Source organism: Mycolicibacterium sp. XJ870, assembly GCF_053483975.1.
This window is the reverse complement of sequence record NZ_JBEFTI010000001.1, coordinates 493179-513752: the sequence shown is the minus strand read 5'-3', so window position 1 is coordinate 513752 and position 20574 is coordinate 493179. Positions and strand designations below refer to the sequence as shown.

Sequence of the window (20574 nt, the reverse complement as noted above, 5' to 3'; positions counted from 1 at the left end):
CTAGGGTGATGCCATGGCGCCCTCCAGCCCAGTGCGCCTTGTGCTGGTCGATGACCACGAAATGGTCATCGAGGGTCTCAAGGCCATGCTCGCCGCGTTCGCCGACCGCGTGCAGGTGGTCGGCCAGGCCGTAGGCGCTGAGCGGGCGCTCAGTGTTGTCGAGGATCTCGATCCCGACATCGTGCTGTCCGATGTGCGGATGCAGGGCTCGAGCGGGCTCGACCTGTGCCGGGTGCTGCGCGAGCGTGACCCCGACCGCAAGGTGGTCATGCTGTCGGTCTACGACGACGAGCAGTACCTGTTCCAGGCATTGCGGGTAGGTGCGGCCGGCTATCTGCTCAAGAGCATCAGCAGCGACGAGCTGGTCCGCCAGCTCGAGTTCGCCCACAGCGGCGAGACCGCGATCGACCCCGGGATGGCGGCAAGGGCGGCCGGGACCGCGGCCCGGCTGCAGCGCGACGAGTTCTGGCCAGGGGTCCGGCAGGGGCTGACGCAGCGGGAGAGCGAGATTCTGTCCTGTGTCGTCGCCGGCCTGTCCAACCGCGGCATCGCCAACAAGCTGGTGATCGGCGAGGAAACCGTGAAGACCCACCTGCGGTCCATCTATCGCAAGCTCGGGGTCAGCGACCGCGCGGGCGCGGTCGCCACCGCGCTGCGCGAAGGCATATATCATTGACGTCCTCCGCTGGCGGATGCCAGAGGATTCCAACCCCACCTCCTGCCTATGCGTCAGGAGGGCAGAGTTGAGGTTCACAGTTCGCAGACCGGCCAGCGCCAAAGTCTCCCCGTGCTGTCACCGCCCGCCCGGCGGCAATGTTGCGTGCGGCGTTCACGTCGGCGTTGCACGGACCCACAGCGCAGGCTTGGCACTGGAATACCGCTTGGCTCTTGCGGTTTCCGGGAGCGACATGCCCACACGCCGAGCATCGTTGCGACGTGTACGCGGCCGGGACCTGCTCGACCCGACCAGAAGCCTTGTGCTGCAAACGTCCGGCGAGCAGACCCCACCCGGATCGGCGAATGCCTCGGTTGAGGCCCCGCTTTTGGGCCACGCGCAGTCCGGGCCGCTCCACGGTGCCCCGCGCACTGCGGCTCATCGCCCGCACATCAAGGGCCTCGATGCGGATAGTGTCGAAGCGCCGCACGATATTCGTGCTGGCCTTTTCGACCCAGTCCTTGCGCCGGTCGGTCTCCCGGGAACTCAACCGGGCAATTGCGCGCTTGGTGCGGGCGCGCCGCTTGGAACCGCGCTCGGCGCGCGCCAGCCGCCGCTGCAAGACCTTCAACCGCTTGTGCTCACCGGGGCTCAAGCCTGGAGCGTGGAGCAGCTCGCCGGTCGACAACGCCGCCGACACCGCGATCCCGCGGTCGATGCCCACCACCGAGCCATCACCCGGACCGGCGATCGGATCTGGGATGTGGGCGAAGGCGATATGCCAGCGGCCGGCACGGTCACAGGTGACCCGGTAGGACTTCACGCCCAGCGGGACCTGACGCGACATGCGGAAGCGCACCCAGCCGACCTTGGGCACCCACACTCGCCCGAACCGGCGATTCAACCGCTCGACGTGGTGCGGCTTGACCCCGACCTGCCGGAACCCCTCGTGCACACCGGCTTTACGCCACGTCGGACGTCGATGCGTGCCGGCGAAAACGCCGCGCATGGCCTGGGCGAAATCCCGCAGCGCCTGCTGCTGCACGGTCTGCGACCCAGCCGCCAACCAATCGTGTTCGGCGCGGGCCGCGGTCAATTGAGCACACTGCTCGGTATAGCCAGGCGCCCGGCGCCCCGGCTGCCAATGCGAGTGCTGCTCGACCGCCAAGTTCCACACAAACCGGGCGTGACGGCAATGCTCAGCCAACACCACCGCCTGCTCACGAGTGGGAAGCAACCGATACCGCGACACACTGGCAACATATCGATCACCACCGACAAATCAACGAAAGGAGAAGCGACGCCCGCTGCCCCGGCCAAACTCAGGGGCTTCCACGCCGCAACCACCCAGTGAAGCCGGTACGCGACCTGGTCGACGCCGACCGCGAGCTCGCGCTTCTGCGCGAGCTCATCCAGGCCGCATCGAGTGGTCCGGGTGTGGAGCCGCTTGCCGCCGCCGCGGCGCGGATGATCACCGCGGCCACCGCCACCGACGTGTGTTTCGTGCATGTGCTCGACGATTCAGACCGCTCCCTCACTTTGGCCGGGGCCACTCCGCCGTTCGACAGCGAGGTCGGCAAGATCCGGCTCCCACTCGGGCACGGCATTTCCGGCTGGGTGGCCAGCCACCGCGAACCCGTGGTGATCGGCCACAGCAAGGAAGCCGACCCGCGCTACCTGCCGTTCGAGTCGCTACGTGGCCGCGATTTCACCTCGATGGTGTCGGTGCCGATGGAGGCCGGTCCGGGCGGGCTGGTCGGCGTCCTCAACGTGCATACCGTCGAGCGGCGCGATTTCACCGCCCGCGACGTCGAACTACTCGTGGTGATCGGTCGGCTCATCGCCGGCGCGCTGCACCAGGCCCGGCTGCACCGGCAGCTGGTGGCGCGCGAACGGGCACACGAGAATTTCGTCGAGCAGGTCATCGAGGCGCAGGAGCTCGAACGCCGTCGCCTGGCGGCCGACATTCACGACGGGATCTCCCAACGGCTGGTGACCCTGTCGTACCGGCTAGATGCCGCGGCGCGGGCGTTCGAGGATCCGCAGGCGGTGGCCGAACAACTCGAGAAGGCCCGCGAATTGGTGGATCTCACCCTGCAGGAGGCGCGCGCCGCGATCAGCGGGCTGCGGCCGCCGGTGCTCGACGACCTCGGCCTGTCCGGCGGGCTGGCCAGCCTGGCCCGGTCCATTCCGCGCGTCGAACTTGAGGTCGACCTCGCCGAGACGCGGGTGCCTGATCACATCGAACTGGCGTTGTACCGCATCGCCCAGGAGTGCCTGCAGAACGTCGTCAAGCACGCCGAGGCCACCAGGGCCCGGCTCACCTTCGCCGTCGACGACAATGTGGCGCGGCTCGAAATCGTGGATGACGGTATAGGTTTCGACACCTTCGAACATCCGTTGGGCAGCGACGAGATGGGCGGCTACGGCCTGCTGTCGATGGCCGAACGGGCCGAGATCGTCGGCGGCCGGCTCAACATCCGCTCCCGGCCCGGGGCCGGCACGGCGGTGACGGCGACGATCCCGCTTCCCTCGGTCATCGAGTAGGACGGAATTCAACAACCGTTGACTTGTCAATGCCTCGGCATTACATTTGACGCATTAATTCAACAACCGAGGAGTTTCTGCCATGCCGGCTCCGCGATGGGTGGCCCGTGCCAACAAGATCGGCCTGAACAAGCTCACGCGGTTCATCGCACCTTGGGCACCGGGTTGGGCAGTCGTCATACACCGTGGCCGCAAGTCCGGCCGCACCTTCCGCACGCCGCTGTGGGCGTTCAAACGGCCACCCGGGTACGTGATCGCGCTGACGTACGGCTCACAAGCCGATTGGGTGCGCAACGTCCTCGCCGCAGGCGGGTGCGAACTGGAAACCCGGCGCCACACCTACCAACTCACCGACCCCGCGGTGTACCGCGACGAGACCGCCGCCGACATGCCCGCATTCATCCGGTTCATGCTGCGCCGGGTGATCAAAGCACCGGAATTCCTCAGCCTGGAGATCGCGAGCTAGCTCCTGAGCCGGCGGCTCGCACGACGTATCACGGTAGAGTCATAGTCAATGACCTTGATCCACAAGCTTTCCGCCGTCATCGCCGTGGCCATCGTCACCTGCGTTGTCGCCGGCTGCCAGTCCACTGCCGAGGATTCCGCCGAGCCCGCCTACGGCGCCGAACTCGAGGGCTTCGATTACCCGCATCCGGTCCACGAGTTCACGTTCGCCTCGCAACAGAAATCGCTGCAGATGAGCTACATGGATGTGCAGCCGGCGAACCCCAACGGCCGCACGGCCGTGTTGATGCATGGCAAGAACTTCTGCGCCGCGACGTGGGAGCAGACGATCAGCGAACTCACCGCCGCCGGCTATCGCGTGATCGCGCCGGATCAGATCGGGTTCTGTAAGTCGACCAAGCCCGGTGCGTACCAGTTCAGCTTCCACCAACTCGCGCGCAACACGCACGCGCTGCTCGAGTCGCTCGGCATCGACCGCGCGACGGTGATCGGCCATTCGACAGGCGGCATGCTCGCGGTGCGCTACGGGTTGATGTACCCGCAGGAGACCGAGCAGCTCGTGCTGGTGAATCCGATCGGGCTCGAGGATTGGAAGGCCAAGGGCGTGCCGGCCCTGTCCGTCGACGACTGGTATGCCAGGGAGCTCAAGACGACGGCAGACGGCATCCGCCGCTACGAGCAGGCCACGTATTACGCCGGGCAGTGGAGCCCGTCATATGAACCGTGGGTGCAAATGCTGGCAGGCATGTATCGGGGGCCGGACAAGGCCCAGGTGGCGTGGAACTCGGCACTCCTCTACGACATGATCTACACGCAGCCCGTGCTTTACGAGTTCGGCCAGCTTCGGGTGCCGACGCTGCTGCTGATCGGCCTCAAAGACACGACCGCGATCGGCAAGGACGCCGCGCCGCCAGAGGTGCAGGCGAAGATCGGCCACTACCCGGAACTGGCCAAGGCCACCCAGCAGGCCATTCCGGACGCGACGCTCGTCGAGTTCCCCGATCTCGGCCATGCGCCGCAGATGCAGGATCCGCAGGCGTTCCATGCGGAGCTCCTCAAGGGTCTCGCCGCGCTACCCGCACGCCCGTAGAACTCGGCACCGCGAGATCGACGCAATGGTCGTAATCAGGTTGCGACAGCAGCCATTTCGTCGATCTCGCGGACCAGCACAACCGGGCTAGCCGCCGAGTTTCCCAGCGAGTTCGGGACACTCGTATTTGAGCGCAACGTCCACGATCACCATGAGCGCCTCAGCCGGCAGCGGGCTGCCCATCTGGATCAGCACGTCGACCACATCCTGCTTCGAATCGTTGAAACTGCCCTCTCCCATGATGCAGGCCATCATCACCTGATCACTGATGGCCGCGTCCGACCCGTCGATGCCGGCAGCCCGCACCTCGGCGAACGCTTCCGGTGGCAGCCCGGACGGCGGAGTGGCGGTCGCGGTCTTGGTGGCCGTTCTGGTCGGCTGCTTGGACGTTGACGTGAACGGGGTTACATCATCGGGTGCCGTAGCAACGCCCGTCGTCGTGGTGGTGCAGGCTGCCACCACCGCGGCACCGGCCAACACCAACCCCAGATGCCTGGCGGTCATCGCGCTCCCCTCGATTGAGTTCAAGCGTAGTGCGACAGTTTTCAGAAATCCCCGGAGTTGCGCCGCAGTGTTTCGATCGACGAGGCCAGCGCCCGGGATTCCGCATCGGACATCCCGACGTCAGCGAACACCTGCTCGTTCAGCGTGACCGTAGCGTCCTCGACGGTGGAGCGGCCCAGATCGGTGATCCGCACCAACGTGGTGCGGCCGTCGGTGGGATGCGGGATCCGTTCCACCAGACCATTGGCCTCCAGTCGGCGGATGGCGTGCGTGACGCTCGTGACGTGCACTTGAAGCCGGTCCGAGGCCTTGGTGATCGGTAATGCGCCGGCCCGACTGAAGGCCAGTAGCCGCAGCAGTTCGAACCGGGAGAAGCTCAGATCGTAGGGCCGCAACGCGCTCTCCACCCGGGCCAGCAGGATCTGATGGGCCCGCATCACCGAGGTCACCGCGACCATGCCGCCGGCCACCTCGCCCCAACCAGCGGCTTCCCAGTTCGCGCGCGCCAGCGCGATCGGGTCACGCTTATCCGGCGGGGAGGGCACGCCTCTTCATACCTCATTCCGCCCGCGCAAATACAGCGGAAGTCACTCCGACGCGCTGGCCAACGCCCGCGCGATCGCCCGGGTGGACTGCCGGGACCCGACCGTGATGCGCACGCCGCCGTCGGCGTAGTGGCGCACCTGAAGCCCGGTGCCGTCGAAGACCTCCGGCCACGGTGTGCTGCCGGCCGGCAGGTAGATGAAGTTGGCCTGCGCGTCGGTGCTGTACATGCCCATGGCCCGCAGCCGCCTCTGCAGGTACCGCCGTTCAGTGGAAATCATCCGGATACGTTGGTGCAATTGACTTTCCGCATCATAGGAGGCCGCCACCGCCACCAGCGCGCTAAGGCCGATCCCGAACGGCAACTGCATGGTCCACAGCCGGCGGCCGAATTCTGGGGCGCAGAAACCGTATCCGATCCGCAGCCCCGCCAACCCGTAGGCCTTCGAAAAGGTGCGCACCACCACGACATTGCCGAACCGCTCGACCAGGCTCGGCCCGTCGATGCGATGTTCCGCGGAGAGAAATTCCACATAGGCCTCGTCCAGCAGCACAACGGTGTCCGCGGGGACCCGAGTGAGGAACCGTTCGATGTCTTCCGCCGGTTCGACGGTCCCAGTCGGGTTGTGCGGCCGGCACACCACCACCACCCTCGCCCGCTCCGCGGCCTCGGCCATCGCGTCGAGGTCGTGATGGCCGTGCTCGTCGAGCGGGACCGTCACCGATCGCAATCGGGCCATCTGCGCGAAGATCGGGTAGCCGTCGAAGGTGGGTACCGACATCACTATGGTGTCGCCGGGACTGGTGACCGCGTGCAGCACCTGCATGACGACGCCGGTGGCGCCGGCGCCGATGACCACCTGATCTTCAAACACCCCGACGTGACCGGCGATCAGCGTCCGCAGCCGTTCGGGCAGAAACTCCGGATACCGATTGACAGCGTCGTTGGACGCACTCAATGCCGAGCGAACTGCCGGAAGTGGCGGAAAGGGGCATTCGTTGAGAGACAATGCCAACGGGTTTATGGCAGCGGGCAGCGCGCCGACGGCGTCGAGCGGGGTCCCGGGTGGTGCGGCCATCAGTTTCGTCCGCCCCACCGGACCGCCGCAGCGCCGGCAAAATCACCGGCGTGTGCGAATGCCGCCATCAGCACGGTGTCACCGGCCTTGACGCGGCCTTCGGAGACGGCCCGGTCCAGGTTGACGGGAATGCCTGCAGCGAACAGGTTTCCGCATTCATCAAAGGTATCGACGTGTCTCGACTTGGGCAGCTCCAGCGCCTCACGCCAGTTGCGCAGGAAGACCCGGTTCGGCTGGTTGGTGACCAGTAGGTCGATATTCTTGGGCTGCATGCCAATTCGATCACACACCGCGTAGGACACCTCGGGCACCTGCCGGTTGCCGCGGGCCAGCACCTTGGTGATCTTGCTTTCGGTGAAACCGATGCAGGCCTCCCCCGGTCCGGCCTGCCACCATTTGCGCGCCGGGTCGATGGACAGCGTCATGTCGCCGGCGTACTCCCCGTAGGTGCGGCATTCCACGTCCAGAATCGGCGAGGAGTCCGACAGTGTCACCAATCCGACCGCCGCACCGTCACCCGGCACCGAGGCCTGCGCCTTACACCGGACGGTCTCCTGATCGAACACCGTTCCAGCCGCGTTCTGCGCCACCACGATCAGGGCGGTGCGTCCCTCTCCGGACGCCAGCAGATTCCGCGCCAGCTTTAGCCCGAGGACGAAGGCCGCGCAACCGCCGTTGTGCAGGTCGATCACCCAGTTGGGTTTCATACCAAGCCGATTGGCCATCCCGCCACCACCGCCATAGAACGGCATATCGGGCAGTTGCGTGTGGGTGATCAAGACGTCCGCGCCCGTGACAGCGTCCTGACCGTGACGTTCGATCAGCCCCGCGGCGGCGCGCTCGACCATGTCGATGGCGCTCTCGTCGGGTGCCACATGGTGGCGGAACCGCGGTGCCCGGAACATCAGGTTGTCCCGCAAGTCGTCGGAGTCGGCGAACTGTGCGTAGTAGTCGGCGCCGAGCGGATCGCCGGGCAGGTACGTCGATACGTCGATGAGGCTCACGGTCTCGTTCATGCACAGGCTCATTTCATCCAGGCCGGGGTGAGCGGCAGGCCGTTGCGGTGCCGGTACTCGGCGATCGCCTTCAGGTTCTTCAGTTCCAGCAGGTGGCCGGGGCCGAACATGTCCCAGAAGTCACCCACCCACACCGGCCGTCCTGGCGGCGCGGTCTGCGGATACGGGTTGTGGTCGTAGAAGGGGTGGTGGCAATTCGTCCAGAGCACAACCGATCCCGGCTTGTCGAACACCACCTGGGCGTCGACGATCCGCATCAGGTAGATCATCCACAGGTGCTTGCCCTGATCCCAGGCGCAGTGGTAGTCGACGGTCATCGCCTCGCGGTTGGCGGCCGTGCGGGTGTAGATCGCACTTCCCGGCCCCCCGGGGCCCGCGCCGAGCCGGTCGTGAGCCACCCACAGACCGGATTCCTCGGTGGGGGCGAAACCACGCAAACTGTAGGTCCACTCCTCCAGGCACCGGGTGTCGGCGAGGTAGTCGAAGAGCTCGGCGGGTGGACAGTCGATGTAGTCGTTGACGGTGCAGTACTCGCCGAACACCTGGTCGTGCGGGTAGACCGACCTCATCATCTCCATGATGATCGGAGTCGCCTTCTCTTTGGGCGAGGTCTCGATCCGGATGAGCCCGTCGAGGGGTTCGGTGGTTCCCCGATGGGTCGTGATGTCATCAAGCGCGGGCAGCGACATGGGACGTGTTCTCCTCTGCTGTGGAAGGCGTGCTGACGGTCTTGTTGAGAAATGCTGCGAACGGCGGGATTTCGTCAGGCGAGCACTCCACGCTGACCACCGACGGGCCGTCGGAGTCCAGCGCGATGCACAATGCATCAGGCAGCCGATCGATGTCGTCGACCTCGAGTGCGGTCAGGCCGGGGAACATCGCCGCCAGGCCGGCGCCCAGCCTGCTGGGCCCGAACCGGTTGTAGCTGTACCGGTCTTCGTAGAACAGCTGCTCGCGGGTCACGCACATGGCATGCGCGTGGTTGTCGAACAATAGGAATGTGATGGGCAGCCGGTACTGCAGCGCGGTGTGAATCTCCATGCCGTGCATGAAAAATGAGCCGTCACCGGCGATCACCACGGTGCGGTATGGGCCGCCGCGAGCGCGGTGGAAGGTCATCCCGATCCCGGCACCGAAGCTGTAGCCCATACCGCCCATACCGAGCGCGACCATGAACCGGCCGTCCCTGCGAACGGGTAGGTAGTGGATGGCCGAGGCCCCGATGTTGCCGGCGTCGACGACGACGTCGGTGCCGTCGGGCAACGCGTCGTCGAGTATGCGCATGGCGTCGCGGTAGCGAATGCCCGGGCCGTCATGTGACGGCGGTCGTAACTCACTGCTGGGCACCATATCCGGAACACTGACCTTGGTCGGTCGGCCGTTTCCGGACAGCGCCTGGGTGAGCAGGGTCAGGAAGCCGCGCAGATCTTCGGTGTGCACATGCGGGCACGGCAGATACGGCGGGGCGGCTCCGATCGAGTAAGTAGGAACCGAGCCGAACACGTCGTCGAGTCCCGCCCGTGCAGTCACTGTCATCCGTGTGCCGACCAGCAGGCACATCCCGCTTTGGGCAGCTGCCGCAACGACTCCCGGATGCCCCATCACGCCGGAGACGCCCAGCGAAGACGACGAGCCCAGGCCCGGAGTGCCCGCGGTGTCCTTGGCGTCGGGCACCGTCGCCACGCGCGCCCGCAGGGTAGCGCGTAACCGTTCCAGCTCGAGGCGGGCATCATCCCTCGCGACCTGCTCACCGGCGAAAATGGTGATCGGCCCATCCGCGCCGCGCAACGCCTCGGCCAGCATCCGAGGATCGGAAAGCTCTGTGCCCGCGTGGGTTCCGTTGACCTTGCCGTTGGTGTGCGCCTGCTCGCCGAGTACTGCCTGCTGGATGTTCTTGGGCAGTAACAACACGGCGGGCCCGCCGGTACGTGCCGCGGCCACCGCCTCCGGCAGTGCGGTCAGAATATCGGCCGGCCTCACGACTCTGCGGCAGTACACCGAGACGGCCGAGAACAACGCAAGCCCGTCGAGTGCGCCGTTCTCGCCGCTGGTGTCCTGAAAGGCCCCCCGCCCATCCAGGGCCGTCGGAGCCTGCCCGATCAGTGCCAGCACCGGCACCCGGCTGGCCAGCGACTCACCGAGACCCGGCACGGTGTTCAGGCACCCGCCCCCGGAGGTTGCGGCCAACACGCCGAGGCCGGCGCCGCTGCGGCTGTAGCCGTCGGCCATCGTCGCCGCCGAGAACTCGTGTTTGGCCAGCACCGCGGTGATGTCGTCACGGAAGAACGCCGCGTCGTAGAGATCCTCGATGTTGGCGCCGTCGACGCCGAAGATGTGTGAGACGCCGCTCGCTGCGAGAAAGCCGACGATGTGGTCGGCCACCCTCTGCCCGTTGGCCATATGCCACCTACTCCCGTCCTCTGCCGGTAATACGACCGGCGAGTAGGGTTCGGTTCAATTGCGGGCGTTACCGGACCCCCTCAGAGCTGCCTTTCCAGCAACACTTTCCCGTCGGGCGATGAAACCATCTGCACCGCAGCGATTTCCTCCATGGGCATCTGGGTGTTACCGCTGGGCAGCGCGGTCGCTCCGGACAACCCGAGCCACGTCGCGATCTCCTCGCGGCTGCCATCATGGCCGACGACCACCATGCCGAGGTTCTGCGGCGGGGCGCCGCGCTGGCCCCAGTCCCCATACGTGCAGGCCATGTCGATGCGGGTACCCCAGCCGTAGCTGGTCATCGCGATGCTGGCGTTGATCGGTGTTTCGGACACCTTGGTCATCTCCAGCATCTGGGCAGTCTGCTGCTCGGTGCCGCGCTGTAGGCCGATGACCTCGGGGCGGATCGCGATCACCGCCCCGACCGCCAGCAGCGCAGCGGCAAGCCCGACCGCTGCCGAGGTCACCCACCGCGAACGGCGCCGCCGCGCGCTGACCTGGTCGAGCACCGACGAAAGCACCTCGGGACGCAGTGGCGGGTCAGGTTGATCCTCGTCGAGGGCACGCACGTCGTTCAGATCGAGCAGGGCCAGCAGCGCGGGCATATCGCTCAGTTCGGCGACCGCACCACGGCATTGCGGGCAGTCCGCCAGGTGAGTTTCGTACTCACGGCGCTCGTCGTCGGACAAGGAGCCGAGCACGTAGGCCGCGTCCCAGGTCGTGTAGCGGTCGGGATCAACTGAATCGGCACCATGGGGTACACCGAATCGTGTCATCGTGTCACCCCCATTTCCTGCAAGTTGAGTCGTAGCGCGCGGACCGCGTAGTGCAATCGCGATTTCACCGTTCCTTCGGGAATCTGCATATCGGTCGCGATCTGCCCGGTCGTCCAGCCCTGGTAGTAGGCCCGGCGGATCACCGCTCGGTGTTCTTCGGAGAGTTGGCTGAGCGCGGTGCTCAGCAGTAGCCGGTCCAATGCGGTATCCACCTGGTCAGGGGCGGCTGCCGACCCAAGGTGGTCAGCAACCTGTTCTGGATCCGGAACACCGGTTTCGTTGCGAAACCGGGCGCTCCGGCGTTCATCGATGATCATGTTGCGCGCGACGGTGAACAGCCAGGCGCGGGCCGAACGGTCCACGTCGGCGGTGACATCCGGGTGACGCCAAGCCCGCAGCAGCGTTTCCTGTACCACGTCCTCGGCCCGGGCCCGGTCGCCCGTCAGCCGCAGAGCGTACCGCCACAATGCCCCGGCATGCTCGTCATAGAGCGCCCGCATCGTGGCAGCCTCCGGATCGTCCATTCCCAACCTCCGTCTTTGATACGACGTTGGCGGTGATCCAGTTCATTACTACCTTTGCGCGCGCACACCACACCGGAGTTCGGGCAAAAACAGGTAGTGATTGCTGAAAGAGCGCTATCGGGTGAGAATGCGGGGCCCGTCTTCGGTGACGGCGACCGTGTGCTCCCAGTGCGCGGCGCGCGTGCCGTCGGCGGTGACGACGGTCCACTCGTCCTCCAGCACCACGGACTTGCTGGTGCCGAGGGTCAGCATCGGTTCAATGGCCAGCACCGAACCGGGGGCCAGGTAGGGGCCGCGACCGGGCGGACCTTCGTTGGGCAGGAACGGGTCCATGTGCATCTGCCTGCCGATACCGTGCCCGCCGTATCCGGCGACGATCCCGTACTTGCGGTCATGGCGGGCTTCGGCGGCATGCGTCTCGACCTCGATGGCATGCGAAACGTCGGTGAGCCGGTTGCCGGGCACCATCGCGGCGATCCCGGCCTCCATCGCCGCTTTGGTCGCCGCCGAGAGTGCCTCGTCGGCGTCGATCAAGGTGCCGATGCCGAAAGTGACGGCCGAGTCGCCGTGCCAACCGTCGACGATCGCGCCGCAGTCGATGGAGACCAGATCGCCGGCTGCCAGCACCTCGTCGGCCGATGGAATGCCATGAACCACACGGTCATTCACCGACGAGCAGATGCTCGCCGGAAAGCCGTGGTAGCCCAGGAACGACGGCGTTCCACCGCCGTCGCGGATCACCGATTCGGCGATCTGATCCAGGTCCAGCGTGGTCATTCCCGGGGCGGCAGCGGTGCGCACCGCGCGCAGCGCACTGGCGACCAGTGCGCCCGCCACCGCCATCGCGTCCAGCTCTGCGGCACTGCGCTGTGCGACGACCTTGCGGCTCCGCAGCCCCGGCAGATTGATCACTTACCCAGGGCGCGCAGTGCGCGGGCGAACACCTCGTCGAGGGCACCAACCGCGTCCACGGTCTTCAGATCGTCGCGGTAGTACTCCAGCAGCGGCTCGGTCTCGTCGCGGTAGACCTTCATGCGGTTGCGGATCACCTCGTCGGTGTCGTCAGCGCGACCGCGCCCCTTGAGCCGGGTGAGCAACTCGTCCTCGGAAACCTGGAACTCCAGCACCGCGTCGAGCTTGGTGTTGCGGGCAGCGAGCATGTCCTTGAGCGCGCCGGCCTGCTCGACCGAGCGCGGGTAGCCGTCCAGGATGAACCCGGCGGCGGCGTCGGGCTGGTCGATCCGGTCTTCCACGAGCCGGTTGGTCAGCTCGGCGGGCACCAGGTTTCCGGCGTCGAGGTAACTCTTGGCCTCCAGGCCCAGCGGGGTTCCGTCGCCGATGTTCTTGCGGAACAGATCACCGGTGGAGATTTGCGGGATGCCGAGCTTCTCGGACAGCTTCTCCGCCTGCGTGCCTTTGCCCGCACCGGGCGGTCCGAGTAGGACGACTCTCACTTCAGGAACCCTTCGTAGTTTCGTTGCATGAGCTGGCTCTCGATCTGTTTGACCGTATCCAAGCCCACGCCGATCATGATCAGAACTGCGACACCGCCGAACGGCAGGTTCTGCAACGAAGCCCCGCTACCCATCTGCAGGAACAGGTTCGGCAGAACGGCGATCACGCCCAGGTAGATGGAACCGGGCAGGGTGATCCGGCTCAACACGTAGCGCAGATAGTCGGCGGTCGGCTTGCCCGGTCGGATGCCAGGGATGAAGCCGCCGAACTTCTTCATCTCGTCGGCTCGTTCATCGGGGTTGAACGTGATCGAGACGTAGAAGTACGTGAAGAAGATGATCAGACCGAAGTAGATGCCGATATAGATCGGGTCGGATGGATCCGTCAGGTTCTCGGCGACGAACTTGTCCCACCAACCGGTTCCAGGGTTGGAGCTACCGCTCTGGATGAGCTGGGTGATCAGCTGCGGGATGTAGATCAACGACGACGCGAAGATCACGGGGATGACGCCGGCCTGGTTGACCTTCAGGGGAAGGTAGGTCGACGTGCCGCCGTACATCTTGCGGCCCACCATGCGCTTGGCGTACTGCACCGGGATGCGTCGCTGGCCCTGCTCGACGAACACCACACCGGTGAGGATCGCCAACGCCGCCACACACACTGCGGCGAAGGCCAGACCGCCGCGGTCCTCCAGGATCATCTGGCCCTCGGACGGGATCCGGGCCGCGATGCCCGCGAAGATCAGCAGGGACATGCCGTTGCCGACGCCGCGCTCGGTGACGAGCTCGCCCATCCACATCACCAGGGCCGCGCCGGCGGTCATCACCAGCACGATCACGATCAGCCCGAAGATCGAGCTGTCGTCGATGATGTCGAGCGTGCAGCCCTGCATCAGCCCACCATTGGCGGCCAGCGCCACGATGCTGGTGGCCTGCAGGACGGCGAGCGCGATCGCCAGATAGCGCGTGTACTGGGTCATCTTGGCCTGTCCGGCCTGACCCTCCTTGCGCAGCTGTTCGAACCGCGGGATCACCACGGTCAGCAGCTGAACGATGATGCTCGCGGTGATGTAGGGCATCACGCCGACCGCGAACACGGCCAGCTGCAGCAACGCACCGCCGGAGAACAGGTTGATCAGCGAGTAGACCTGTCCGGAATCACCGCCACTGACCTGCTCGATGCACTTCTGGACGTTCGGGTAGTTGACGCCGGGAGACGGCAGCGTGGCGCCGACGCGGTACAAGATCACTATGCCGAGCGTGAACAGGATCTTGCGCCTCAAGTCGGCTGTCCGCAGCGACGAGATGAAAGCCGAGAGCACTCTTTCCTCCTGCGCAGCCGACTTCTCAGCGCGGCGTGCCAAATGGGGCTGGTGGGTCCAGCGTATTGGTCAAGTCATATCCGGCGGCCCGGCAAGCGCACAGCCTGCGAAGTCAGCCGTCAAACAGTCTACGAGAGTAACAGTTGCCCCGGACTCGCCCCGCATCGCTAAGCGCCGGGTTCGGGCCAAGGGATCGTTCAGTTTCGGAGCGTACAGTCGGCGATGGCTCGTTACATCACCTAACTAAAACGGAGGGGGCCTTATATGGCGCGGACGGAAAACGACACGTGGGATCTGGCCTCCAGCGTGGGAGCCACCGCGACGATGGTTGCGGCGGCACGCGCAATGGCGACCAACGCGCCCGATCCCGTGATCGACGATCCGTTCGCCGCACCCCTCGTGCGCGCCGTCGGCGTCGACTTCTTCACCAAGCTGGTGGACGGCGACTTCGACATGACGGCCGTCGAAGAGGAGAGCGCGCAAGCGCTGACCCGATTCGCCAACGGAATGGCCGCGCGCACCCGCTTCTTCGACGACTTCTTCCTCGACGCCGCCCGCGCCGGAATCCGGCAGGCCGTGATCCTGGCCGCGGGCCTCGATTCGCGGGCCTATCGGCTGCCATGGCCGGCGGGCACCGTGGTCTTCGAGATCGACCAGCCTGACGTGATCGATTTCAAGGGTCAGACGCTCGCCGGGTTGGGCGCCGCTCCCACCACTGACCGCCGCCCGGTCGCCATCGACCTGCGCTTCGACTGGCCGACGGCGTTGTGTGAGGCCGGTTTCGACCCGGCCAAGCCGACGGCATGGATCGCCGAGGGACTGCTCGGCTATCTGCCCCCGGAGGCTCAGGACCGGTTGTTCGACCAGATCACCGAGCTCAGTGCACCGGGCAGCCGGGTCGGCGTCGAAGGCGTACCCACCTCAAAAGCGCAGGATCAGGACGCGCTCCGGGCCCGGATGCAGGACTTCACCGACCGCTGGAAGGCGCACGGGTTCGACCTCGACTTCAGCGAACTGATTTTCCTGGGCGACCGGACCGACGTCACGTCCTACCTGGAGGGGCACGGGTGGCGCACCGCAGGCATCGGCACCAACGACCTGTTGATCCGCACCGGTCTCCCGCCGATCGACGAGGACGAGCAGTTCGCGTCGGTCATGTACATCAGCGCCGACAGGTAATCCGGAGATGGCCCGCTCAGATACCGACAGCTGGGATCTGGCCTCGAGTGTGGGCGCGACGGCCACCATGGTGGCCACCGCCCGCGCGCTCGCCAGTGTCGAGCGCACTCCCCTGATCGACGATCCGTACGCCGCTGCCCTGGTCCGCGCCGTGGGTGTCGACTTCTTCGTCAAGTTGATCGACGGCGAGGTGTCCTTGGAGGGTGAGGACGCGACCGCGGCGGAGATGATGATCGCGGTGATGGCGGTGCGCACCCGGTTCTTCGACGATTTCTTTCGTGACGCGACCGCTGCGGGCATCCGGCAGGCCGTGATCCTGGCGTCCGGCCTTGACGCGCGTGCCTACCGGTTGGACTGGCCGGCAGGCACCGTCGTCTACGAGATCGACCAGCCGCAGGTGATCGAGGCCAAGAGCGCGACCATGACGGAGATCGGAGCGACGCCGACCGCGCAGCGCCGAGCAGTAGCCGTCGACCTGCGTGACGACTGGCCCGCTGCGCTGCGCGCCGGCGGGTTCGATCCGGCGACGCCGACCGCATGGATCGCCGAGGGCCTGCTGATCTACCTGCCGCCCGACGCACAAGACCGGCTGTTCGACAACATCACGGCGTTGAGCGCCCCAGGCAGCCGACTGGCAACCGAATACCACCTCGACGTCGGATCGACGTTTCGCGAACGCGGCCGAGCCATGAGTGAGCGGTGGCGCGATCACGGCTTCGACGTCGACCTGTCCGACCTCTGGTACGAAGGCGACCGCAACCCGGTGGACGGATATCTGGAGCAGCGCGGCTGGCAGGTCACCGCGCGTCCCCGAACCGAGGTGTTCGCCGATTACGGGCGCACCTTCCCCGACACCGACGACAACGCAGCGATGCGTGGCTCGTTGGCAATAACCGCAACACGAAAGTAGGAGTTCGATGGCACGCACTGACGGTGACAGCTGGGATCTGGCGACCAGCGTCGGTTCGACGGCGACCGGCGTGGCCGCATCCCGCGCCCTGGCGACCAAGCAACCCGATCCACTCATCAGCGACCCCTATGCCGACGCGCTGGTCAGCGCCGTCGGATTGGAGCACTGCATCAAGCTCGCCAGCGGTGAGCTGTGCGTCGAGGGCGACCAGATGCTCGACCGGCAGCGGATGTGCGAGCAGATCGCCGTGCGCACCCGGTTTTTCGACGACTTCTTCACTTCCGCGGGCGCGGCCGGGATCCGGCAGGCGGTGATTCTCGCGTCCGGGCTCGACACTCGCGCCTACCGGCTGGACTGGCCGGCAGGCACCGTGGTGTTCGAGGTCGATCAGCCCGGCGTCATCGAATTCAAGACCCGCACGCTGGCCGACCTGGGTGCCCAGCCGAGCGCCGAACGCCGCGCGGTGGCGATCGACCTGCGCGAGGATTGGCCTTCCGCCCTGCGGGCCGCCGGTTTCGATCCGGCAGCCCCGACCGCCTGGATCGCCGAAGGACTGCTGATCTACCTGCCGCCCGAGGCCCAGGACCGGCTCTTCGACAACATCACCGCGCTGTCCGCCCCGGGCAGCCGGCTGGCCACCGAGCACATGGACATGAACATGCTCTCGGAGGACTGGACGAAGAAGGTCAGTGACTGGTCGAAGCGCGTCGGCTCGGACGTCGACCTGATGGACCTGTTCTACTCCGGCGAGCGCCACACTGCCCGCGACTATCTGAGCACGCACGGCTGGCAGCCGAACGTGGCGTCCACGCGGGAGGCCTACGCTGGCTACGGCTTCGAACTCCCCGAGGACCTGGCCGAAATCGCCGGCGATTCGGGCTACCTGTCGGCGACACTGAAGTAGGGACTGCGATGACACGTTCAGACCGGGACAGCTGGGACCTGGCGTCCAGCGTGGGTGCGACGGCGACGCTGGTGGCGGCTGGGCGCGCAATCGTCAGTAGGGATCCCGATGGCCTGATCAACGACCCGTTCGCGGCACCGCTGGTGCGGGCTGTCGGCATCGAGGCCTTCACGATGATGGTCGACGGCACGCTCAACATCGAGGATGTCGCTCCCGATGCGGCCCCTCGGGTTCAAGCGAACATCGCCGAGATGGCTGTGCGGACAAAGTTTTTCGACGATTACTTCGTGGCGACCACCCAGGCCGGCATTCGTCAGGCCGTGATTCTCGCTTCGGGTCTGGATTCGCGTGGCTACCGGTTGCCGTGGCCTTCGGGCACCGTGGTCTACGAGATCGATCAGCCCGACGTGATCGAGTTCAAAACCCGAACCCTTGCCGGGCTGGGCGCCGAGCCGACCGCCGAGCGGCGCACGGTGCCGATCGATCTGCGCGAGGACTGGCCCGCCGCACTGCAGGCCGCCGGTTTCGATCCGGCCGCGCCGACCGCATGGTGTGCCGAAGGTCTGCTGATCTACCTGCCGGCCGAGGCCCAGGACCGGCTGTTCGACAACATCAATCAGCTCAGCGCTCCGGGTAGCTTTGTTGCCACCGAGTTCGTGCCCGCATTGAAGGACTTCGACGAGGAGAAGGCCCGCGCCGCAACGGCCACCTTCCGCCAGTTCGGTTTGGATCTGGATATGCCGTCGCTGATCTATCACGGCGAACGGCATTCCGCCGCTGACTATCTGGGCGCCAAAGGTTGGCAGATGACCGGGGTCGCACGGTCAGCCCTGTTCGCCCGATACGGCCTTCCGGTGCCGGAATTCGACGATGACGATCCGATGGGTGAGATCGTCTACATCAGTGGGACGTTGGGCTGACACCGTAAGTCCCACCCGGCCGCTGGAATAGAGCCGTTGCGCCCGGCTATTAGCGACAATGTCGCTGAAAATGCCTCTTGCGCAACGATTGTCCCGTCAGCCCCACGCTACGAGTCACTCGAGACTCCCCTCGCCTCACCAGTCACCTCAGCAACGCGATTTGCCTTGCCCGCATTACAGCGACAAAGTCGCTCCCCGATGCGGCCGCGAATGCGGCGGTTTCGGATGTGCATTGGTCGATGCAGCCCAGGAATCGAAAAGCGTTTAGGCCGAGGAATACTGCCACATGGTGGCTGTTGCAAAATCGGCGGCTGCTGAACCGGCCGGGGTGCGTGACTTGGCGCTGAGTTCTCGAGACACTGGGGTGTGGCTCGTGGGTATCGTCCGGTGGATCGGGATCAGCAATTCCTGTTGCCGCCCAACATGATTGATTGGTTACCGGAAGATCATCTGGTCTGGTTCGTGATCGCGGTCGTCGAGCAGTTGGATACGACGGCGTTCCACGCGGGCCGCAAGCTGGGTCGGGCAGGCCGGCGGGCCTATGACCCGGACATGCTGCTGGCGCTACTGATCTACGCCTACGCCAGCGGGGAACGCTCGTCACGCCGTATCGAACGGCTGTGTTGCGACCATGTGGCCTTCCGGGTGCTGTGTGCCCAGGATGCTCCCGACCACACCTCGATCGCCCGGTTCCGCGCCGCCCATCACGACGCGTTCACGGCGCTGTTCGCCCAGGTCCTGGCATTGTGTTCGGCTGCAGGGATGGTCAAGGTCGGGGTGGTCTCCATCGATGGCAGCAAGATCGCCGCCAACGCGTCCCGGGGAGCCAACCGGTCACCGGAATCGGTGCAGCGCGAGGTCGAACGGATCAGCCGACAGATCGCCGAGACCGTCGTGGCTGAAGCGGTAGCCACCGATGCCGCCGAAGACGCCGAACAGGACAGTCGACCCGGCGGCCAGGGGCGTGATGGGCTGCCCGAACAGTTCGCCAGTCACAGTGGCCGGGCGGCCAACATCGCTAGAGCCGTCAGTGAGCTGCACCGCCGCCGCGACGCCGAAGCGCAGGCCGATGCCGCCGATGCATCTGCCGCCGAGGAGTACCTGGCTCGGGTCGTCGCCGGTGGCCCGGTCGGGCGGCCTCCGGGCAATGTGGATCCAGTGCGCTACCATCAGGCACGAATTCAGCGCTGCCACAACCTTGTTGACTCCGTCGAAGGCATCAAAGGTGCGGCCGCCGCTAAAACCCGCCGCGATGCCCGCTTCAAGCTCAAGGCCGCGCAGAAGGCCTTGGACAAGGTCCAGGCAGACATTGCTGCCGGACACCAGCCCGACCTGCGCGGCAGGGCCGCCCAGCGACGCGATCTTCGGGCCAAACGGGCACATGCCCGCGGCGCCCCGGCAGATCCGGTCAACACCACCGATCCCGATTCCCGGTTGATGCTCGAAGGGTCCGGCGGTGGATCGGTGCAGGCCTATAACGCCCAGTTCGCCGTCACCGACGACCACTACATCCTCGCCGTGCACACCAGCCAGGACGCCAACGACACCCACTGCTATCTGCCGGCCATCGCCCAAGCCACCACACAGGCCGGCACGCTGGGCAAGCAGATCGGCCTGGTGCTCATGGACTCCGGCTACTTCAGCGACGAAAACCTCACCGCCGCGGGTCCTGAGCGACTTATCGCCCCGGGAAAGAACCGTGACCTGCACATCGAGGCACGCCAGGATCCCACCGACGGGCCCCCACCGCCAGACCTCTCGCCCAAAGACGCCATGCGCCACCGACTCCGCAACCCCGCCAACGCCGAACGCTACAAACGCCGCGGCGCCACCGTCGAACCCGTCTTCGCCCACCTCAAAGACCAGATCAAACTCCGCCGCTTCTCCCGACGAGGACTGGCCGCCGTCACCGCAGAACTGCACCTCGCAGCCGCCGTCATCAACCTCCTGCGCCTCCACAACAACGCACAGCCGGCCACCTAGCCAGCACACCGGGAACAGGAGAACCTCCGGCAGGACCAAGGCATGCCAGGGGAATCATCAGCCGCGCAGAAAATGCAACAGCCACATGCTGACCGCAACCCTTGACATAGCGACAGATGATCGGCACTTTGCCCGAGGGGGCTGTGCGAACATGGTCCAGCACAATCGCGCCAGTAACGCTGTGGCGGTGTGAGGTGCGATTCTCCGCCACACCGTTACTGGCGTGACGTGCGTCAGCGACAGTGTCGCTGCAATGCGGGCACG

21 protein-coding genes are annotated in these 20574 nt (G+C 66.0%); 9 read left to right on the top strand and 12 right to left on the bottom strand.

What is annotated here, in order from left to right; all coding sequences use genetic code 11:
- Positions 1-13: 13 nt before the first annotated feature.
- Complete coding sequence (locus ABQF30_RS02545) at positions 14-676, top strand: response regulator (RefSeq protein ID WP_448460810.1); 663 nt, start codon at positions 14-16, stop codon at positions 674-676.
- Between the two features lie 46 nt (positions 677-722).
- On the opposite strand, the gene ABQF30_RS02540 is transcribed toward ABQF30_RS02545, so the two are convergent.
- On the bottom strand, positions 723-1907 hold the full coding sequence (locus ABQF30_RS02540; protein WP_448460809.1) for an RNA-guided endonuclease InsQ/TnpB family protein: 1185 nt from the start codon (positions 1905-1907) through the stop codon (positions 723-725).
- 98 nt (positions 1908-2005) lie between these two features.
- Here ABQF30_RS02540 and ABQF30_RS02535 point away from each other — a divergent pair, with 98 nt between their 5' ends.
- The 3 genes from ABQF30_RS02535 (at position 2006) to ABQF30_RS02525 (ending at position 4757) form a co-directional block, all read left to right on the top strand.
- Positions 2006-3202, top strand: a complete 1197-nt coding sequence (locus ABQF30_RS02535; protein ID WP_448460807.1) for a GAF domain-containing sensor histidine kinase — start codon at positions 2006-2008, stop codon at positions 3200-3202.
- An 82-nt stretch (positions 3203-3284) separates the two neighbouring features.
- Positions 3285-3668, top strand: a complete 384-nt coding sequence (locus ABQF30_RS02530) for a nitroreductase family deazaflavin-dependent oxidoreductase (protein WP_448460805.1) — start codon at positions 3285-3287, stop codon at positions 3666-3668.
- A gap of 48 nt (positions 3669-3716) precedes the next feature.
- Positions 3717-4757: an alpha/beta fold hydrolase gene (locus tag ABQF30_RS02525; RefSeq protein WP_448460804.1), complete on the top strand. Its 1041-nt coding sequence runs from the start codon at positions 3717-3719 to the stop codon at positions 4755-4757.
- 87 nt (positions 4758-4844) lie between these two features.
- On the opposite strand, the gene ABQF30_RS02520 is transcribed toward ABQF30_RS02525, so the two are convergent.
- The 11 genes from ABQF30_RS02520 to secY form a co-directional block, all read right to left on the bottom strand.
- Complete coding sequence (locus ABQF30_RS02520) at positions 4845-5261, bottom strand: hypothetical protein (RefSeq protein WP_448460802.1); 417 nt, start codon at positions 5259-5261, stop codon at positions 4845-4847.
- A gap of 41 nt (positions 5262-5302) precedes the next feature.
- Positions 5303-5806, bottom strand: a complete 504-nt coding sequence (locus tag ABQF30_RS02515; protein WP_448460800.1) for a MarR family winged helix-turn-helix transcriptional regulator — start codon at positions 5804-5806, stop codon at positions 5303-5305.
- A gap of 42 nt (positions 5807-5848) precedes the next feature.
- Positions 5849-6883 carry a pyridoxal phosphate-dependent aminotransferase gene (locus ABQF30_RS02510; protein ID WP_448460799.1) on the bottom strand — a complete coding sequence of 345 codons (1035 nt, stop codon included), beginning with the start codon at positions 6881-6883 and terminating at the stop codon, positions 5849-5851.
- Positions 6883-7899, bottom strand: a complete 1017-nt coding sequence (locus ABQF30_RS02505; protein WP_448460797.1) for a 3-oxoacyl-ACP synthase III family protein — start codon at positions 7897-7899, stop codon at positions 6883-6885. Before ABQF30_RS02505 ends, ABQF30_RS02510 begins: the two co-directional genes overlap by 1 nt.
- A gap of 8 nt (positions 7900-7907) precedes the next feature.
- The gene (locus ABQF30_RS02500) at positions 7908-8588 is read right to left on the bottom strand and encodes an SRPBCC family protein (RefSeq protein WP_448460795.1); all 681 of its coding nucleotides are present in this window, start codon (positions 8586-8588) and stop codon (positions 7908-7910) included.
- A complete protein-coding gene (locus ABQF30_RS02495; protein ID WP_448460793.1) occupies positions 8569-10299 on the bottom strand; it encodes a thiamine pyrophosphate-binding protein in 1731 nt (576 codons plus the stop codon). The genes ABQF30_RS02500 and ABQF30_RS02495 overlap by 20 nt, the downstream gene beginning before the upstream one ends.
- Before the next feature lie 80 nt (positions 10300-10379).
- Positions 10380-11114: an anti-sigma factor family protein gene (locus tag ABQF30_RS02490; RefSeq protein WP_448460792.1), complete on the bottom strand. Its 735-nt coding sequence runs from the start codon at positions 11112-11114 to the stop codon at positions 10380-10382.
- Positions 11111-11638, bottom strand: a complete 528-nt coding sequence (locus ABQF30_RS02485) for a sigma-70 family RNA polymerase sigma factor (protein WP_448460791.1) — start codon at positions 11636-11638, stop codon at positions 11111-11113. The genes ABQF30_RS02490 and ABQF30_RS02485 overlap by 4 nt, the downstream gene beginning before the upstream one ends.
- A gap of 114 nt (positions 11639-11752) precedes the next feature.
- Entirely contained in the window at positions 11753-12550 is a 798-nt protein-coding gene (map, locus tag ABQF30_RS02480; protein WP_448460789.1) for a type I methionyl aminopeptidase, read from the bottom strand.
- A complete protein-coding gene (locus ABQF30_RS02475; RefSeq protein WP_448460787.1) occupies positions 12547-13092 on the bottom strand; it encodes an adenylate kinase in 546 nt (181 codons plus the stop codon). The genes map and ABQF30_RS02475 overlap by 4 nt, the downstream gene beginning before the upstream one ends.
- Positions 13089-14414, bottom strand: coding sequence for a preprotein translocase subunit SecY (gene secY, locus ABQF30_RS02470; RefSeq protein ID WP_448463378.1), 1326 nt, complete (start codon positions 14412-14414; stop codon positions 13089-13091). The genes ABQF30_RS02475 and secY overlap by 4 nt, the downstream gene beginning before the upstream one ends.
- Positions 14415-14678: 264 nt before the next feature.
- On the opposite strand from secY, the gene ABQF30_RS02465 reads away from it, so the two are divergent.
- The 5 genes from ABQF30_RS02465 to ABQF30_RS02445 all read left to right on the top strand — a co-directional run bounded on the left by ABQF30_RS02465 (position 14679) and on the right by ABQF30_RS02445 (position 20310).
- A complete protein-coding gene (locus ABQF30_RS02465) occupies positions 14679-15593 on the top strand; it encodes a class I SAM-dependent methyltransferase (RefSeq protein WP_448460786.1) in 915 nt (304 codons plus the stop codon).
- 7 nt (positions 15594-15600) lie between these two features.
- Positions 15601-16503, top strand: a complete 903-nt coding sequence (locus ABQF30_RS02460; protein WP_448460785.1) for a class I SAM-dependent methyltransferase — start codon at positions 15601-15603, stop codon at positions 16501-16503.
- 7 nt (positions 16504-16510) lie between these two features.
- A complete protein-coding gene (locus ABQF30_RS02455; RefSeq protein ID WP_448460783.1) occupies positions 16511-17407 on the top strand; it encodes a class I SAM-dependent methyltransferase in 897 nt (298 codons plus the stop codon).
- An 8-nt stretch (positions 17408-17415) separates the two neighbouring features.
- Positions 17416-18327 carry a class I SAM-dependent methyltransferase gene (locus tag ABQF30_RS02450; RefSeq protein ID WP_448460781.1) on the top strand — a complete coding sequence of 304 codons (912 nt, stop codon included), beginning with the start codon at positions 17416-17418 and terminating at the stop codon, positions 18325-18327.
- A gap of 423 nt (positions 18328-18750) precedes the next feature.
- The gene (locus ABQF30_RS02445) at positions 18751-20310 is read left to right on the top strand and encodes a transposase (protein ID WP_448460779.1); all 1560 of its coding nucleotides are present in this window, start codon (positions 18751-18753) and stop codon (positions 20308-20310) included.
- Positions 20311-20574: the final 264 nt, after the last annotated feature.

What these genes read in the sequence shown, in the direction of transcription:
- ABQF30_RS02505 (WP_448460797.1), bottom strand. Translation starts at nt 7,899, where the DNA reads ATGAACGAGACCGTGAGCCTCATCGACGTATCGACGTACCTGCCCGGC.
- ABQF30_RS02450 (WP_448460781.1), top strand. Translation starts at nt 17,416, where the DNA reads ATGACACGTTCAGACCGGGACAGCTGGGACCTGGCGTCCAGCGTGGGT.
- ABQF30_RS02545 (WP_448460810.1), top strand. Translation starts at nt 14, where the DNA reads ATGGCGCCCTCCAGCCCAGTGCGCCTTGTGCTGGTCGATGACCACGAA.
- ABQF30_RS02465 (WP_448460786.1), top strand. Translation starts at nt 14,679, where the DNA reads ATGGCGCGGACGGAAAACGACACGTGGGATCTGGCCTCCAGCGTGGGA.
- ABQF30_RS02445 (WP_448460779.1), top strand. Translation starts at nt 18,751, where the DNA reads ATGATTGATTGGTTACCGGAAGATCATCTGGTCTGGTTCGTGATCGCG.
- ABQF30_RS02525 (WP_448460804.1), top strand. Translation starts at nt 3,717, where the DNA reads ATGACCTTGATCCACAAGCTTTCCGCCGTCATCGCCGTGGCCATCGTC.
- ABQF30_RS02510 (WP_448460799.1), bottom strand. Translation starts at nt 6,883, where the DNA reads ATGGCCGCACCACCCGGGACCCCGCTCGACGCCGTCGGCGCGCTGCCC.
- ABQF30_RS02490 (WP_448460792.1), bottom strand. Translation starts at nt 11,114, where the DNA reads ATGACACGATTCGGTGTACCCCATGGTGCCGATTCAGTTGATCCCGAC.
- ABQF30_RS02520 (WP_448460802.1), bottom strand. Translation starts at nt 5,261, where the DNA reads ATGACCGCCAGGCATCTGGGGTTGGTGTTGGCCGGTGCCGCGGTGGTG.
- ABQF30_RS02455 (WP_448460783.1), top strand. Translation starts at nt 16,511, where the DNA reads ATGGCACGCACTGACGGTGACAGCTGGGATCTGGCGACCAGCGTCGGT.
- ABQF30_RS02495 (WP_448460793.1), bottom strand. Translation starts at nt 10,299, where the DNA reads ATGGCCAACGGGCAGAGGGTGGCCGACCACATCGTCGGCTTTCTCGCA.
- ABQF30_RS02485 (WP_448460791.1), bottom strand. Translation starts at nt 11,638, where the DNA reads ATGGACGATCCGGAGGCTGCCACGATGCGGGCGCTCTATGACGAGCAT.
- ABQF30_RS02460 (WP_448460785.1), top strand. Translation starts at nt 15,601, where the DNA reads ATGGCCCGCTCAGATACCGACAGCTGGGATCTGGCCTCGAGTGTGGGC.
- ABQF30_RS02500 (WP_448460795.1), bottom strand. Translation starts at nt 8,588, where the DNA reads ATGTCGCTGCCCGCGCTTGATGACATCACGACCCATCGGGGAACCACC.
- ABQF30_RS02530 (WP_448460805.1), top strand. Translation starts at nt 3,285, where the DNA reads ATGCCGGCTCCGCGATGGGTGGCCCGTGCCAACAAGATCGGCCTGAAC.